Source organism: Virgibacillus byunsanensis (assembly GCF_042675965.1).
GTDB lineage: Bacteria > Bacillota > Bacilli > Bacillales > Amphibacillaceae > Virgibacillus_R > Virgibacillus_R byunsanensis.
On the sequence record NZ_JBHTKJ010000021.1, the window covers coordinates 155758 to 171276 of the forward strand.

The 15519-nt window shown below is 36.1% G+C and carries 18 protein-coding genes, 2 pseudogenes and 1 other annotated feature; of the genes and pseudogenes, 1 reads left to right on the forward strand and 19 read right to left on the reverse strand.

All coding sequences use genetic code 11. The features are described from left to right. Positions 1-387: 387 nt before the first annotated feature. The 15 genes and pseudogenes from safA to ACFQ3N_RS09475 all read right to left on the reverse strand — a co-directional run. Positions 388-535, reverse strand: a pseudogene (gene safA / locus ACFQ3N_RS09405) (SafA/ExsA family spore coat assembly protein); the annotation flags it as partial. A 655-nt stretch (positions 536-1190) separates the two neighbouring features. Continuing rightward, a complete protein-coding gene (pheA, locus tag ACFQ3N_RS09410) occupies positions 1191-2045 on the reverse strand; it encodes a prephenate dehydratase (RefSeq protein WP_390361777.1) in 855 nt (284 codons plus the stop codon). A 19-nt stretch (positions 2046-2064) separates the two neighbouring features. Next, complete coding sequence (locus tag ACFQ3N_RS09415; RefSeq protein WP_390361738.1) at positions 2065-2514, reverse strand: ACT domain-containing protein; 450 nt, start codon at positions 2512-2514, stop codon at positions 2065-2067. A gap of 34 nt (positions 2515-2548) precedes the next feature. Next, a complete protein-coding gene (gene obgE / locus ACFQ3N_RS09420) occupies positions 2549-3829 on the reverse strand; it encodes a GTPase ObgE (RefSeq protein WP_390361740.1) in 1281 nt (426 codons plus the stop codon). A gap of 86 nt (positions 3830-3915) precedes the next feature. Next, the gene (locus ACFQ3N_RS09425) at positions 3916-4455 is read right to left on the reverse strand and encodes a Spo0B domain-containing protein (protein ID WP_390361742.1); all 540 of its coding nucleotides are present in this window, start codon (positions 4453-4455) and stop codon (positions 3916-3918) included. A gap of 120 nt (positions 4456-4575) precedes the next feature. Further along, positions 4576-4866 (reverse strand): 50S ribosomal protein L27, encoded by a 291-nt coding sequence (rpmA, locus tag ACFQ3N_RS09430; RefSeq protein WP_390361744.1) that lies wholly within the window; start codon positions 4864-4866, stop codon positions 4576-4578. A 14-nt stretch (positions 4867-4880) separates the two neighbouring features. Further along, positions 4881-5210 (reverse strand): ribosomal-processing cysteine protease Prp, encoded by a 330-nt coding sequence (locus tag ACFQ3N_RS09435; protein ID WP_390361746.1) that lies wholly within the window; start codon positions 5208-5210, stop codon positions 4881-4883. A 12-nt stretch (positions 5211-5222) separates the two neighbouring features. Continuing rightward, positions 5223-5531: a 50S ribosomal protein L21 gene (rplU, locus tag ACFQ3N_RS09440; RefSeq protein ID WP_390361748.1), complete on the reverse strand. Its 309-nt coding sequence runs from the start codon at positions 5529-5531 to the stop codon at positions 5223-5225. 14 nt (positions 5532-5545) lie between these two features. After that, positions 5546-5621 (reverse strand) — a sequence feature (ribosomal protein L21 leader region). An 86-nt stretch (positions 5622-5707) separates the two neighbouring features. After that, entirely contained in the window at positions 5708-6571 is an 864-nt protein-coding gene (locus tag ACFQ3N_RS09445) for a site-2 protease family protein (RefSeq protein WP_390361750.1), read from the reverse strand. Next, on the reverse strand, positions 6558-7322 hold the full coding sequence (locus ACFQ3N_RS09450) for a peptidoglycan DD-metalloendopeptidase family protein (protein WP_390361752.1): 765 nt from the start codon (positions 7320-7322) through the stop codon (positions 6558-6560). Before ACFQ3N_RS09450 ends, ACFQ3N_RS09445 begins: the two co-directional genes overlap by 14 nt. A 106-nt stretch (positions 7323-7428) precedes the next feature. Next, a complete protein-coding gene (minD, locus tag ACFQ3N_RS09455) occupies positions 7429-8226 on the reverse strand; it encodes a septum site-determining protein MinD (protein ID WP_390361754.1) in 798 nt (265 codons plus the stop codon). After that, on the reverse strand, positions 8219-8905 hold the full coding sequence (gene minC, locus ACFQ3N_RS09460) for a septum site-determining protein MinC (protein ID WP_390361756.1): 687 nt from the start codon (positions 8903-8905) through the stop codon (positions 8219-8221). Before minC ends, minD begins: the two co-directional genes overlap by 8 nt. 84 nt (positions 8906-8989) lie before the next feature. After that, a complete protein-coding gene (gene mreD, locus ACFQ3N_RS09465; RefSeq protein WP_390361779.1) occupies positions 8990-9529 on the reverse strand; it encodes a rod shape-determining protein MreD in 540 nt (179 codons plus the stop codon). Further along, the gene (gene mreC, locus ACFQ3N_RS09470; protein WP_390361758.1) at positions 9529-10407 is read right to left on the reverse strand and encodes a rod shape-determining protein MreC; all 879 of its coding nucleotides are present in this window, start codon (positions 10405-10407) and stop codon (positions 9529-9531) included. Before mreC ends, mreD begins: the two co-directional genes overlap by 1 nt. Before the next feature lie 12 nt (positions 10408-10419). Continuing rightward, complete coding sequence (locus ACFQ3N_RS09475) at positions 10420-11460, reverse strand: rod shape-determining protein (RefSeq protein ID WP_390361760.1); 1041 nt, start codon at positions 11458-11460, stop codon at positions 10420-10422. Positions 11461-12051: 591 nt separating this feature from the next. Between ACFQ3N_RS09475 and ACFQ3N_RS09480 the strand changes: the two genes are divergently transcribed. Further along, a complete protein-coding gene (locus tag ACFQ3N_RS09480; protein WP_390361763.1) occupies positions 12052-12276 on the forward strand; it encodes a hypothetical protein in 225 nt (74 codons plus the stop codon). Positions 12277-12493: 217 nt separating this feature from the next. Here the strand turns inward: ACFQ3N_RS09480 and radC are convergent, their stop codons facing one another. The 4 genes and pseudogenes from radC to ACFQ3N_RS09500 form a co-directional block, all read right to left on the reverse strand. Further along, entirely contained in the window at positions 12494-13183 is a 690-nt protein-coding gene (gene radC, locus ACFQ3N_RS09485) for a RadC family protein (protein ID WP_390361765.1), read from the reverse strand. A gap of 189 nt (positions 13184-13372) precedes the next feature. After that, positions 13373-14308: a hypothetical protein gene (locus ACFQ3N_RS09490; protein WP_390361767.1), complete on the reverse strand. Its 936-nt coding sequence runs from the start codon at positions 14306-14308 to the stop codon at positions 13373-13375. A gap of 217 nt (positions 14309-14525) precedes the next feature. After that, positions 14526-14666: a hypothetical protein gene (locus tag ACFQ3N_RS09495; protein ID WP_390361769.1), complete on the reverse strand. Its 141-nt coding sequence runs from the start codon at positions 14664-14666 to the stop codon at positions 14526-14528. A gap of 25 nt (positions 14667-14691) precedes the next feature. After that, positions 14692-15519 (reverse strand): annotated as a pseudogene (locus ACFQ3N_RS09500) (IS91 family transposase); the annotation flags it as partial.

Here is a 15519-nt window from a genome sequence, read left to right on the forward strand (position 1 = left end):
GCTGTTGTTTGGCTGGTTTCTTTGCAGGTTGCTGTTGGTACGGCATTGGCGGTAAATTTATGGTAGTATATTGTTCCATTTCCTGTTCCATTATAGGCATCTGTATGATTGGTTGCATTGGCATTTGGCTTGGAGGTTGTTGCATTGGCATTTGATTTGCCGGTTGCTGGTTTGGCATTTGCATTTTTGGTTGTTGTTTTGGCATCTGCATTTTTGGTTGTTGTTTTGGCATTTCTTTCATCGGCTTCTTTATTGGCATCTCCGCTTTCATTTCTTTTGGTTTCTCTTTGTAATCATCTTCTTTTATAGTTGGTAGCGGCTTGGGTGAAATATCCTTATAGGGCTGTTTGGCAGGTTGCTGTGTCTCTTTTTTAACTTGTTTTGATGTGCTAGGTATTTTTATTTTCATACCTGGCATAATCATATCCGGACTTGATAGATGGGTGTTCACTTGTTTAACTTGTTCAAAATCTACCCCATACTTTTTGGATATTTCCCACAATGTATCTCCTTTTTGTACAATGTGAATTTTCAAAATTAACCATACTCCCTTCATTTCTAAGTTGCAACTGGGCTAATCACTCATTATCAACATATGCAAAGAATAGGTAAAAGTTGAAAAATATTATATATATATTTTAAAGATAACGAAGAAAAAAGCTAGAAGCGCTCGTTTAGCGACGTATGGGCTGCGCCCACGCATCGCGGGTGGGTCGACGTTTCTGCGCAAAGCGGTGGTTTTAGTCGATCTTCTATATCTTAATGAGATTCACTCCAGAGTATAAGATTCACTTTGACTTTCGCCATTGTTGGCGAAAAGTCAAGTTCAACTAAAAGGAAACACAAAGAGCGTTAGCGAATCGATGTTGACTTATCGTAAGGAGGATCAGGAAGCCCACTAGCAGTACGGGCACTGGCCGATGAAAACGCCACGTCCTTGAAAAAGAAAAGCACTTTTTCTGCGTGCGATACTTTTTCAGGGAAGCTTTCCTTATCCTGTGGCGTCATCGGCACTAGTACGTCCTTGAAAAAGAAGTTCGCTTTTTCTTCGTGCGATGTTTCACTGTCGAAGCTTTCCTTGTCCTGTACGTCGGAGCTGGACGTGGCTTAAGCAGTTAATAAGTTATTCACATGCTCCTAATTTTAAAATAAAAAACCGACCATCCTTTTACGGGATAGTCGGTTATATCTCAAACATTTAAATTAAACACTGGATAAGTACCCAGAATCGTAACTTGACACCCAAGTGCCTCAAGTTCAGCCTTAACACTGGGAAAAAGAACCTCGTCATATGGTTGATTGACATCAATAATGAAAAAATAATTACCTAACCCTGTTTTCATTGGTCTTGATTCAATCTTGGATAAATTCATTTTCCTCCAAGCAAAAGCGGAAAGAACCTGGTGAAGAGCGCCGGCATAGTCACTTGGCAACGTAATCAAGAGCGTTGTTTTTTCCGTCTCTACTGGATGCTTTATATGTTTTACAGCATTTTTATCCTTGGCAAGCACAGCAAATCTAGTATGATTGTTTGGATAGTCATGAATGTTCTCTTTAAAAATACGTAGACCATATTCACTAGCAGCAAGTTTATTTCCAATAGCTGCTATTGTTTGATCCGAGGAACTGACAATCTCAGCTGCTCTTCCAGTTGATGATGTAAAACGAATGGCAGCTTTTGGAATGTTTTGATGAATATACTGATGACATTGGGCTATCGCGTGACTATGTGAATGAATTTCTTCTATTTCGGTTAAATTTCCATTAAAATCTGGCCGAACGAGTAGATGTTGTTGGATTGGAACTACTACTTCTGCAATGATTGGTAACCGAACCTGATGAACCAGGTAGTCAACCGTTAACTGAACCGTGCCCTCTATTGCATTTTCAACCGGAACCACTCCAATATCGATTTCTTCTTCCTGAACAGCATCAATACATTCTGGTATTGTTTCAAAGCTTTGTTTATCTTCTCCATTAAAAGCTGCATCTACAGCTAATTTTGTAAATGTACCTTTTGGTCCTAAATAGCCTATTTTTTTCATCATATAATTTTCCCCCTTACTACGAACCAGAACTCAATAAATCGACCCTTTCAATAAAATCTAACTGTCTTAATTTATGGATAAGATTTTCGACATCGTCCTTGATTTGAGATATGTCTAGCGATAGTGTAACGTTTGCTTTTCCTTGAATAGGAATTGTCTGATGAATAGTTAAAACATTACAACCTAAATCAGCCGCGATTTTCAACAACTTTGATAATGTACCAGAACGGTCTTCTAGATGAAAAAACAACGTGATTATTTTTTCTTTAACCATTGCTTGAAATGGAAATATCGCATCTTTGTATTTATAATAAGCGCTTCTGGACATATCCACTTTCTGCACGGCTTCATATATTGTTTTAACTTTTCCTCTTTCCAGTAATTCTTTTACTTCTATCGTTTTTTTCATGGATTCACTTAATACATCACTGCGGACCAAATAGAATGTTTCATTACCTTGGTTCATTTTATTCCCTCATTTTTTAGGAGCATCTAGCGATTTACTCAATAAATTCAAATTCAAAATCCATTAATCTAATCGCATCCCCGTCTTCTGCTCCTTGTTTACGTAATGCCTCATCTACACCCATACCTCGAAGTTGTCTTGAAAAACGTTGTACTGCTTCATCTTTTGTGAAATCAGTCATTTTAAAGAGTTTCTCAATTTTCTTCCCAGATAAAACAAACGCACCATCATGATCCCTTGAAATAGTAAATGGAGCTTCTTCTTTTTGATATCGATATATAACCTTTTCTTCTGTCTCTTCGATTGGAGCTGCTATTTTAGGAATTTCATCCAATGTATCGGCAATTGCAAATAAAATATCTCTCAGACCCTCTTTAGTTAACGCTGAAACCGGATAGACAGGAATATCCTCTTCTAATCTTTCTATAAACGATTTTAGATTATCTTCTGAATTAGGCATATCCATTTTATTTGCTGCAATAATCTGTGGTCGTTCCAAAAGTTTGGCATCATATTCCTTCAGTTCCTGGTTTATTTTCATAAAGTCATCATACGGATCTCTTCCTTCAGTTCCTGCCATGTCGATTACGTGAACAATTACCCTTGTTCGTTCAATATGCCGCAAAAACTGATGTCCTAGTCCAACTCCAGTATGTGCACCCTCAATTAAACCTGGTAAGTCTGCCACTACAAAACTTCGGTGATCCTGGGTATCCACTACACCGAGATTTGGTGCCAACGTAGTAAAGTGGTAATCAGCAATTTTGGGCTTCGCTGCACTAACGACTGAAATAAAGGTCGACTTTCCTACACTAGGAAAACCAACTAGGCCAACATCAGCCAATAATTTTAATTCAACCTTTATATTTCTCTCCTGTCCTGGCTCTCCGTTTTCCGCTACCTCTGGGGCAGGATTTCGGGGTGTAGCAAACCTGGAGTTACCCCGTCCTCCTCTACCTGCTTTTGCAATTACAGCCTGTTGTTTGTGCACCAGTAAGTCAGCAATTACTTCTTCCGTTTCTTCATCTATAACTGTTGTACCAGGTGGAACAGGAACGATTAAAGGGCTAGCGTTTTTACCGTGTTGATTTTGGTTCATCCCGTTCTCCCCACGTTTTGCTTTAAAATGGCGATTGTATCTGAAGTCCATTAATGTGTTAAGACCTTCATCTACTTCGAAGATAACATCTCCACCATTACCACCATCACCACCAGCAGGTCCTCCTAATGGAACATACTTTTCACGGCGATATGCTACTAAACCATTACCGCCATCACCGGCTTTCACATACACACTTACCTGATCTACAAACATATTGTTTCACCTCATATTTCACGTTAGAAAAACAGGACTTATCGTTGAACGCTTTCTTTTCACGTATAAGCAGAGCTTTCCTTAAACTATTTCTGTTCAATCGAAATTAAAAATTTACATCCAATACCATCATTTTCTTGAAAAACATCTATAGGATATATGGAGTTCATCTTTTCTAAGTTACTCATAAGACCGATCATATCCTGAAAAACACCATTAATGATAAGGTCTAATTCTAAAGTAGAAACTGATTTTTCTTTTATTTGTAAAGACCCTTCATATAACTCTGTTGTGTCAGTTGCTTTCTCTATCTGCTCTATAATACGGTCACACTGCTCTACCAATTGTATGTCCTCAGCACCTAAGTTCCAATTTTCAATATGTATATGATATGCCAAACGAATATTCATATGTACAACATTAAATTGAATTAACCATAAAACGAATGAAGGCGCATGTAAGCTCATTAACTTCCGTTCTTCATTATAATACTCAATCGTTTGCATAATTTTAGATTGGACTTTTTCCGTCTTACCCATACTTAAATAACCATGGATAACCTGCAGGTGATTTAACACATCATGTCGATAATGCCGTAACATTTGGATAACATCTTTTTCCTCCATGCTGATCCCCCCCACTAATAAAAAAGTATAGCAGAAATAACAGGAAAATTCATGCTAACTATTATATCCTATTAAAAAACTCCAACCATATTATTGGCTGGAGTTTGGAATCTCATCTTACTATGCTTCTTGAGCAACTGGATAGACACTTACTTTTTTACGGTCACGACCATAGCGTTCATACTTAACAACACCATCAATCTTAGCAAAAAGTGTATCATCTCCACCACGACCTACGTTTTCACCAGGGTAAATCTTAGTTCCACGTTGGCGGTATATAATACATCCACCAGTAACGGATTGACCGTCAGCACGTTTCGCGCCAAGACGTTTAGACTCTGAATCACGGCCGTTTTTTGTACTACCTACACCTTTTTTCTGTGAGAAAAATTGTAAATTTAAACGTAACATATAGTTGCACCTCCTTATTTACTATCTACTTCAATAAATTGACTATATTCTTGTTCGATCGTTTTTAATGAAATAAGCATACCTTCAAATAAGAGTTGAACGTTTTCCATTACATCTTTTTGCAAATGTTCCGGAACTGAAACCCAAAGGTATCCACCTTCTTCGCCTTGTTCAATCTCAAGGTCTACCTCACATAATTTTATAACTGCATTAACTGCACCAAATGATACAGCCGATACACCCGCACATACTAAATCATATCCATATGGTCCACTTTCGGCATGCCCGGTTAATGAAAATGCTGTAATTTGACTATTTACACGGTCTACAGTTACTTTAATCATAAGAATTAATCCTTACAGATTAATCTTATCAATAACTAATTTAGTGTAAGGTTGACGATGTCCTTGTGTACGATGGTAGTTTTTCTTAGGCTTGTATTTAAATACAGTTATCTTTTTTTGACGACCATGTTTTTCAACCTTGGCTGATACAGTTGCACCTTCCACATATGGTGCACCAACTTTCACATCGTCTCCACCAACAAAAAGTACTTTTTCAAAAGTTACTGATTCATCTGAATCTGCTGCAACTTTTTCAACGTAAATTTCTTGACCTTCTTCAACTTTAACTTGTTTACCGCCTGTTTCAATAATTGCGTACATATCTTGCACCTCCCTAATTAACTCAGACTCGCCATGACAGGTACTCTTTAAGAGAGTTTAAAAACCTGCTCTGTGCGGTTGTAGCACTGGTGCTACGATGATTAACGTATTGATGTTACCATGTTACCAACGTATTTGTCAAGCTATCCCAAGTCACCTACCATGAACGCATTCTTTTAAACGATAGAATCTACAAGTTCTCCTACTGTGGAATAGTATCGTTTATAGTAAAAATAACTTCTCAAACAGTCACTTTCATCAATCAATTGTCGCTCTTTTCCAGGATAAGTAATATATATGAAATGCTTTTGTTCCCGTCTAAACTGACTAAATACATCCATTAAAGAAGATTGATGCGAAACAATAATTGGGCGTACACCCTTAACAAATGTGTTAGCTTCATATCTTTGAAGTAAGAATCGGATAAATACAAAAGATCTTTTTTTCCATTCAGATCGATTCTCCATAACCAAGAATAACACAATGAAAAACGCACTTAAAGTGAAAGGAAAAAGAAATAATTGTAAAATCAAGAAAGCTAGACTAGTAATTATAGAAAAGATTATCACTGTATGATAAGCCTTTTTATACGGAAATAGCATAGATAAACCTGTTAATAAAAATTTACCTCCATCCAAAGGCCATATAGGTAATAAATTAAAGAGCAATATAATTGAATTATAATGAAATGCCAACTCCAGAACTGATGGCTGTAACAGTTCAAGTGTTTGTAATAGCAGGAGAACGACATAAATAATTACATGCTGGAAGGGACCAGCCATTGTAACAAGTGCTTCCTCGCGCAATGGTCTAGTACCATGTTCATCAGTGTCCATAACCCCCCCAAACACCCAAAGCATAATGCTTTTAATTCTCCATCTGAACAAGCTCGCCATGTAATAGTGTCCTAATTCATGAAATAAAACAATACTAATAATAATAAATAACTCCACAAACGTACCAGTTAAAAAGGATATTAAAACAAATACTAAAAGGATTGGATGTATATGGATAGATGGTATAGATTTAAGATTGGTCATCAACTTGAATCACCTTAACAGGATCAAGATACTGCTTATCCTTTTGTATAGCAAAGTAGAAAGATTGACTTTCAGTACTCGGAGAAAATCCACCTATTTGTTGATTGCTTCCTACGAACTGATATAAATGAACGTCAACAGAGTTTAAATAGCCATACGTTGATTTACTTCCATCAGGATGCTGAACAACCACCGTTTTATTTGTCTCACGATCATTACCAGCAAAAATAACAACCCCTTCACGGAGTACAGATACTCTTGAAGGTTCCTCAGTAGCTATCATAATTCCGGTTCCATTTGCCTGAAAGGATTCTGTTACACTTCCACTAACAGGTAATGCTAGCAACTGATTATCCTCAGCTACTGGATTTTTAGGTGTAAAAGCTAACGGAGAACCAAATGTTTCCTGGTACCAATAGTTAACACGAGCAAACGGAAATTCTTCTGTCAATGCAGTGCTTGTCCATTCTCTAGGTTCTGTGAGTAAAGATGAATTGGTTTGGAATAACAAGGCCACACCTAAAAAAAGTATAACAGCTAAAACGCCTTTAACCATTAGGCCTGAAACAAGTGAACTTTTATCTTTACTAGGTAATGGTCCATCTGAAAATGACGGAAAATAGCCATGTTTTTCTTCCTCTTGAAGAAATGAGGGGGTTATTTGTTTTGTGTATGCTTCTTTTGTATTTAATCCACGAAGTTTTTTTCGCTGAACAATAGACTTTCTAACTTTTTTAACTCCTTTGTTCATTATTATCACATTCCTTTATCATACTTTTGTACAAGTGTATGAGTTAAAAGAACAAAGTAGACATAAAAAATAGCTAGCAGGATGGTGTTCCTACTAACTATATCTATTAAGAGCGCATTCCGAAAAATTTCTTTACTTTTTTAAACATTCCTTTTTCATCTTCAAGCGATTGTAATGGAACAGTCTCCCCTAACATTCTTCTTGCAATATTACGATAAGCGATAGATGCTTTTGAATTCGGTTGAAAAGCAACTGGTTCTCCGTGGTTAGATGCTTTAATAACCTCATCATCATCAATAACAATTCCAATAAGGTCAATAGAAAGGATTTGAACTATATCATCTATGTCTAGCATATCTCCGCTCTTCATCATATGATTTCGTATCCGATTTATAACGAGCCGTGGCGATTCCATTTTTTCCTTTTCTAGTAACCCTATTATCCGATCTGCATCTCTTACACTGGATTTCTCAGGAGTAGTCACAACAATTGCTTTATCAGCTCCTGCTATCGCATTTTGAAACCCTTGTTCTATTCCTGCTGGGCAATCTATTATAATATAATCATATTCGTTTTTTAAATCGGCTATTATTTTTTTCATACCTTCAGTCGTAACAGCAGATTTATCACTAGTCTGTGCAGCCGGTAATAACGACAAAAATTCAAACCGTTTATCTTTAATTAATGCTTGTTTTAGTTTACACCGTTCTTCGATAACATCGACAATATCATAAATAATACGATTTTCCAGACCCATTACAACATCAAGGTTACGCAGTCCAATATCTGTATCTATTAAACATACTTTTTTCTCCATTAATGCTAAAGCAGTACCAATATTAGCAGTAGTAGTAGTTTTCCCAACGCCACCTTTACCAGAAGTAATTACTATTGCCTCACCCATTATGCATTCTCCTTTCGAACCCGCTTAAATCTTTTCGCTTATGTGAAAGAACTTGTAGTTGATCAATAATAATTTTATCTTGCTCTTTATCTATAATGCCACATTCCATATAAACACCTTCAGAATCATAATCAGGTGCACGGCTAATATAGCTTGCTATCCGCAGCTGACTAGGTTTCATGAAGGATGCGGCAATAACAGCATCTTCATCACCTTTAACTCCAGCATGTGCAATTCCACGCAAATTTCCCATGACATACACATTACCTGTCGTAATTACTTTTCCTCCTGGATTTACATCACCTATTAGTAACAAATCACCAGTTACTTCTAAGACTTGTCCAGACCTTACAATTCTATTAATCGTCTTCATATCACTATCTTCTTGCCAACGAAGTGCGTCTTCTCGAAGAATTACATTTGACTCGAATACTTGTATATGGAAGTGATTGGTTTCACTAATAAGTTCTCTTAATTGTTCCTTTTGCTCTGTATTTATATAACGATTACCAAGCTTAACCGTTACAGACACCATTGGTTCCTCTTCTCGGGATTGGTTCTTTTCTATCTTTTCACTAAGTTCATGCACAGCTTCTTCAAAAGAACACGTGTCATCAATAAAAAATGTGAGCCCATCTCTTGTCCCTTTAATAGTTATTAACTGTTTCTTTTCAACCAAGATACGTTCACCTCATTAATTCTCTAAACATATAATATATTATTCTTTGGCAAAATGATTCTAGTAAATTTTATGATATAAAACTTAAAATGTATCACTTTCATACAATTGTTCTTCTCTCCACTTTATAAGCAGTCTTGTAATTAATGGATAGAGTATAAGTATAAAAACAATATTGGCAAGTAAAGTAGGTAGTAATCTATATAACAGATAGTCTTTCCATACCATCTCTGATATTCCAATGACTAAAAAGATAACGTTTATAGTTACCTCCGCTATTATAAGTCCTACAATTCCCAGGCACAATGTAACGTATATGTTTGCATGAAATACTTTTTTCAAACCTTGTATGATATAAATGGTAACAGCATAGGTAAACATATATACACCAAGAATTCCAGTATACACAATGTCTATTAACAACCCAAAAATCAAACCATATATGACACCAAAATTAGTATCTTCTTTATCATAAAAGATTGCTACGAAAACCAGGAACACAAACACCCAGTGTGGAATAATAAATGAATTGCCCATTACGAGATTAGCTGGCAACAATTTAAGTGCTACACCTTCTATAACTACTAGGAGAAAGAGTATTAGAGGTACATATAATCGCTTCATCACTCCTCGTCCTCCTGCTCAGTCGTTTCATCACCCTCAGCTATAACCTGGTCAACCACAATCACATTATTGATTTCATACATATCTGCAGCTGGTTCTACTAATGCTGTATTTGTTAGACCGTATTGGTCAGGTATAACCTCTTTAACGGTACCAATTAACAACCCTGCTGGAAAAACACCGCCCATACCTGAGGATACGACTAATTCACCTTGTTCTAATCCCTTTTCAGATTCATCGATAATTTTAAATAACAGAGAGTTAGTTTCATCATCGTATTCTTCAATTAATCCAAAAATATCATTACCTTCTTCACGAGATATGGTTGCTGATATTCGATTAAATTGATCAAACCCCGTTAGTAATTGAACCGTAGCTGTAAATTCAGAGACAGTTTGAATTTTGCCTATCATTCCAGCCGCTGTTATTACAGCCATATTTGGTTTTACACCATCTTGTGTACCTTTATTAATGGTTACACGTTCTACCCAACGTTCAGGTGAACGTGACATAACTGTTGCTTGGATTGGATCAAAATCTCTAATGGATTCTGTTTTATCCAATGTGTTACGTAATTCTTCATTTTCCTTTTCTATTTCTTGAACCTCATAAATGAGACCTTTGTATTCAGATAATTTCTTCTTCAATAATTGATTTTCATTATACGTATCTTTTACATCATCTATATTAGAAAATATATTTGTTACATAGTTAACTGGTGTATGTATAGCACTTTGCACCCATCCAACTGTGTCATTTATAAATTGCTCAGGAGTAGACAAGTTCTCTCTATCCTGAAGCGAGAAACCAATCATGGCAACAAGAATTATCATTCCTATTAATAAGATAAATAATCTTTTTTTACGAAAAAATGGCATACCAGCACCTACTTAATCAATCATAGGACGAGAGGATACATTTGGATGGGATCTAAAATGTTGAATATATTCTAATGATTTCCCAGTTCCAATCGCCACACTATCTAACGGGTCATCTGTAACAAATACAGGCATCTTTGTTTCATCACTAATAACTTGATCTAAATTTCTTAACAGGGCTCCACCACCTGAGAGTACAATTCCCCGGTCCATAATATCAGCGGCTAATTCAGGGGGAGTCTTTTCTAATGTGTTCTTAACAGCATCAATAATAGCATCCACTGTATCTTTTAGAGAAGAGGCTATTTCTTCAGCTGAAATCGTGATGGTTTTAGGCAATCCTGACAAAAGGTCACGACCTCTTATGTCCATCTTGACATCTTCATTTATTTCTCCTGCAGCACCGATATCCATTTTAATCGATTCAGCAGATCTTTCACCAATCATTAAACTATAATTTTTACGAATATAAGAAATAATTGCCTCATCCATATCATCACCTGCGGTACGAATCGATTGACTTGTTACAATTCCCCCTAATGAAATAACGGCTACTTCAGTTGTTCCACCACCAATATCAACAATCATACTACCAGTAGGTTCCCAAACTGGTAGCCCAGCTCCAATTGCTGCTGCAAATGGCTCTGCTATTGGAAATGCCTCTTTTGCACCAGCTTGTTTTGTAGCATCAATAACAGCACGCTCTTCAACCATTGTAATTCCAGATGGCACACATATCATTACGTTAGGCTTTTTAGCAAAAAACGATCGTTGTCGCATAGCCTTTTTTATATAGTACTTCATCATTATCGCTGTAGTATCATAATCAGCAATTACGCCGTCCTTCATCGGTCGTATAACTGAAATATTACCAGGAGTTCTACCAATCATGTTACGAGCTGAACTACCAACTGCTTCAATATTCCCCGTTTCAATATTTTTAGCTACTACTGATGGTTCTCTTAAGACCACACCTTTTCCTTTTACAAACACAAGTGTGTTAGCAGTACCTAAATCTATGCCTAAATCTTGTGAAAAACTAAATCTTCCCAAAGAAATCTCCCTTTCCAATTGCAATTCGTTTGTTGTATGTAGTTTTACTATATCGGTTAATTATATGTGACGCAATATAACACAATGCATTGACTTATATTTATCTGTGACTAATCATAATAAGCGCCACTTCCGATATATACTGGAAAAATGGCGCCAACCTGTTAGATTGTCTATTCAATTATACGAAAAAAATAAAAAAATAGATAGTGTTATAAGTACCATATGTTCAGTTTCTTTGATTTTTTTGTTGCGGTCGTTATCTTTGTGTTGATAAGTTACTGGCCCATAAGGGATAGCGGCATCCGCAAGTCATGTAAATCACCTCCTTTACGATATTATATTAATCTAATCTATTGATGTAACAGTTACAGTCATCTGGATAAGGTAATACTTATTTATTTTCAAAAAACTCCTTATTCGAGGGGTAAATTTTTACATATTAAGACAAAAGTTATATGTATAACTTAATATTTATTGAACATAAATATAAGTATGGTTTTAGAATTCTTCCCTCTTTTCAAGCCTCACAAAATAATGTGGGGCTTTTTTGATTTGTTAAAAAACTTAACCTACTAAGGAGAAATGTAAATGAAGGACTTAACTAATGAACAAGCAATCGAAATATTAAACGAATTATTTGGCGAAAATATTAAACCAAAATTTTACACACAATTAGAAAATGCAGGAAAACACGGTGATAATAGCTTTGTAATTAGTAATAGTGAGGATACTAATGTGGAAGTGCTGGTTGAATGGAATAACGAAAAAGACGTATTAGTGTACTCCATAAATGAGGATTATGAATCTGAATAAAATTAACCCCCTCGAATAGGGGGTTAATCAATATACTCATTCAGTACGTTTTGTAATTCAATTTCTGTTCCTTCAACAAACTTGATCAATTTTAGTTAATTTACCTTTCTTGATGAGATAATCACGATCGGAATAATGTTTAATTTCAACAGTTAAATTATTGTCAATTTCTAACTGTAGCTGTTTCAGATTTTGCGATAGCTAACGGAAGCCATTGTTATAAGTACCCTTTTTCTTTTAATGATACAAATTTTCGATCTCCAATCACTAAATGATCCAATAACTCAATTCCGATCATCTTTCCTGATTCTACTAATCGTCGTGTAACATGAATATCTTCCTGGGAAGGGGTAGGATCTCCAGAGGGATGATTGTGAGCACAAATAATAGAAGCAGCAGAACGTTTTACCGCCTCTCTGTATACTTCTCTAGGATGTACAATTGAGGCATTTAGACTACCGATAAAAATCGTTTGTCGGTGAATAATCTGATTTTTAGTATTCAAGAACAAGACCACGAAATGTTCTTGATTTAAATTTCTCATTTCTTCCATAATATATTCCGCGCCATCTTCAGGTGAGCGGATAATATATCGATCATTCGGCTTATATTGATTCATTCTTTTTCCTAGTTCAATAGCTGAAAGGACTAATACTCCCTTTGCCGTTCCAATACCTCGTATTGCAGTCAACTCTTCTATTGTTGCATCTTTTAATAAATTTAATCCTTCAAAATGCATCAATAAACGATTGGATAATGTCATAACTGATTCTTCCTTTGTTCCACTACCAAGCATAATAGCTAATAGCTCCTGGTTAGATAAATGAGAAGAACCAAGTTTCAATAATCGCTCCCGTGGTCGATCTTCTTTAGGTACATCTTTAATCATAACAGCTGAAACAGTCATTACTTCTCCTCCTATACTAAGATATACTTATATTAGCTAGGAATTATCATTTTAACAAATCAGTGAAATTGTATTTTGAAGCATGTATCCACGTTGATATCGATTAAATCACTAACAGGAAATTATATTTTACAGAGACATTAGATCGTTAAAATACAAAATTAGTTAATCGACAACAGGCTAGTTTGGCTATATGCTTAGTTTATCTAACTCATGCCATATCTGTAGGAGTATATGTTGCATTTTAGTTCCATCTGCATTTTCCATTTGATCAGTTAAATTTTTTACGCCTTCGAAAAATAGGGAAAGCGTTTCTGTTTCTCCTGGATAACTATCTAGTATAGAATTCCATTTTTCTACTTGAATATCTTCTTTTTCACTCACAGATTGTAATGAGTCATTCCAATGAGAGTATACTGACCGAATCCAGTCTGATTCAGCATTTGTTAGTTCGAGTTCAAATTCGTCTGAATTCCATTCCTTAACATATACTTCTAAGTCTTCATTATTATAATTTTCCGCTATTTTTTGTGCTTGTTCTTTTGTACTAGCAATTCCCACAAACAGATAATAACTTTCATCTCTTTTCCAAATAGTAGTAGAAGCTCCATCTTCAGTAAAACTTTTTTCTACCTCCATTGCGTTTTCTTCCTGATTATAAACTCCTCCTTGCAAGACATATGCAGTCATATTTGGAACTGCTTTTTTCACAGCGGTATTATCAGTAGTTTCATCTTCATCTTCACTATCGTCTTGATCATCCACTGTTGATACAGGCTGGCCCCCATTTTGGCTACCACTAACACTATCATCTATACCTACAAAAAAGTTAATCATTAAAAAGCCTAAGAAAGTACCTATTACGACCGCAGACATAATTGCTAATATGATTGGCTTAAGGTTATGGAATTTCTTACGTTTTTTTGAATAGTTTTCATCCGAATTTAGTGTATGTTGTCTCGTATACACAGGTATTTGATCTTCCTCCTCTATATTATCTGCATCATCTACTGTTGCAGCCTGTTCGTGTTTTAATTCATCCAATAAGTAGTTATTAGTATTAGTGCGTTTGAGTTTCGTTTTTTTACCATTCATCCATACAATAACCGGTTTTCTGTTATCCACTTTCACGTTCCCTCCTTCTGCTAGTTTGTATAACTCTAGCATAGGAGGTATGAAAAGTAAGACGATACTTGTCACCTTTTTAAAAAAGCTTTCAACATAAACCACGATAGATTTCAGGAATGTCTGATTTTGTAAGAACAGAAGAGTATGGGGTTTTTTCCAACCGAAATAAGAAAAACCGGGCAAACCCCGCCCGGTCCTTTCCTACCCACCATAGTTAGTGGAAGTCCGATAATTTGTATTCCTGTCCATGTATTCCTTTATAATACTCCGGATACATTTCTCCTCCACATTGTTCACAGCTAAACCTTGGTGGAGTAGTTGGATCTCCGCCATCCATCAGGTCAAATTCTCTCACAACATCAAACGGGATCTCTTCTACCTCATGACACATTAAACAATGATAGTTGACGGAGCCTTTCTTCGGACGTAAGTGGTCGGTTCCTTTCTTCTTTTTTCTCTTCCCTTTTTTCTGGTTCTTGCCTGATGCCTTCGAGATGGCTGATCACCCTTTCCAAATAATTTCTTGCTTCTGTGGTGAATGCTACTTTTATTTCCAGTCTGCCGTCCTCATCAGGACAGACTTCCCCCATGTACTCATAATAATTGTCGCAATGTGGACAAACAAGAGGATCTTTTTGTCCACTGGAAATCACACGCTCTCTCCAGGTTTGGCGGCGTAGTGTTCTCTTTACTTTCAATATCCAGCGTTTTCTTCCCTTCTGCCATGCAGCTAGTATTCTTTTGCTTAACCTTTTACTTCTTCTTGAATAGATACCATAATAACGAATCGTTTTGAATTGCTCATCCGGGATATGACGGATTAAATGGATAATAAATGCTTCCACCGTCAACGTTTCACGCTTCTCTTGCTTATCTTTTTTATCGATATATTTGAATGTGACATATTGTCCATCATATGCCTCAATCCGATTGATTCCAATCGCTGGTCGACGCATATAACGGCCAATGTAGCGTAATTGATCCTTGATTTTCCCTCTTTGTTTTGGCGCATACACATAGAAGCCTTCTCCATTTTCGGAAAAAGCCTTTTGTAAGAGAGGCTGAACCTTTTTCTTTTCTTCCTTTGATAGGTTGTTTCGGATTAACTTTAATACAACGGTCTGCCACTGCTTCCGAAGCATTTAAAAGGGATAAAATCATATTCTTTCCACTTTCCCTTTTTCGTGATTCCTCCCATGGTGACCAAC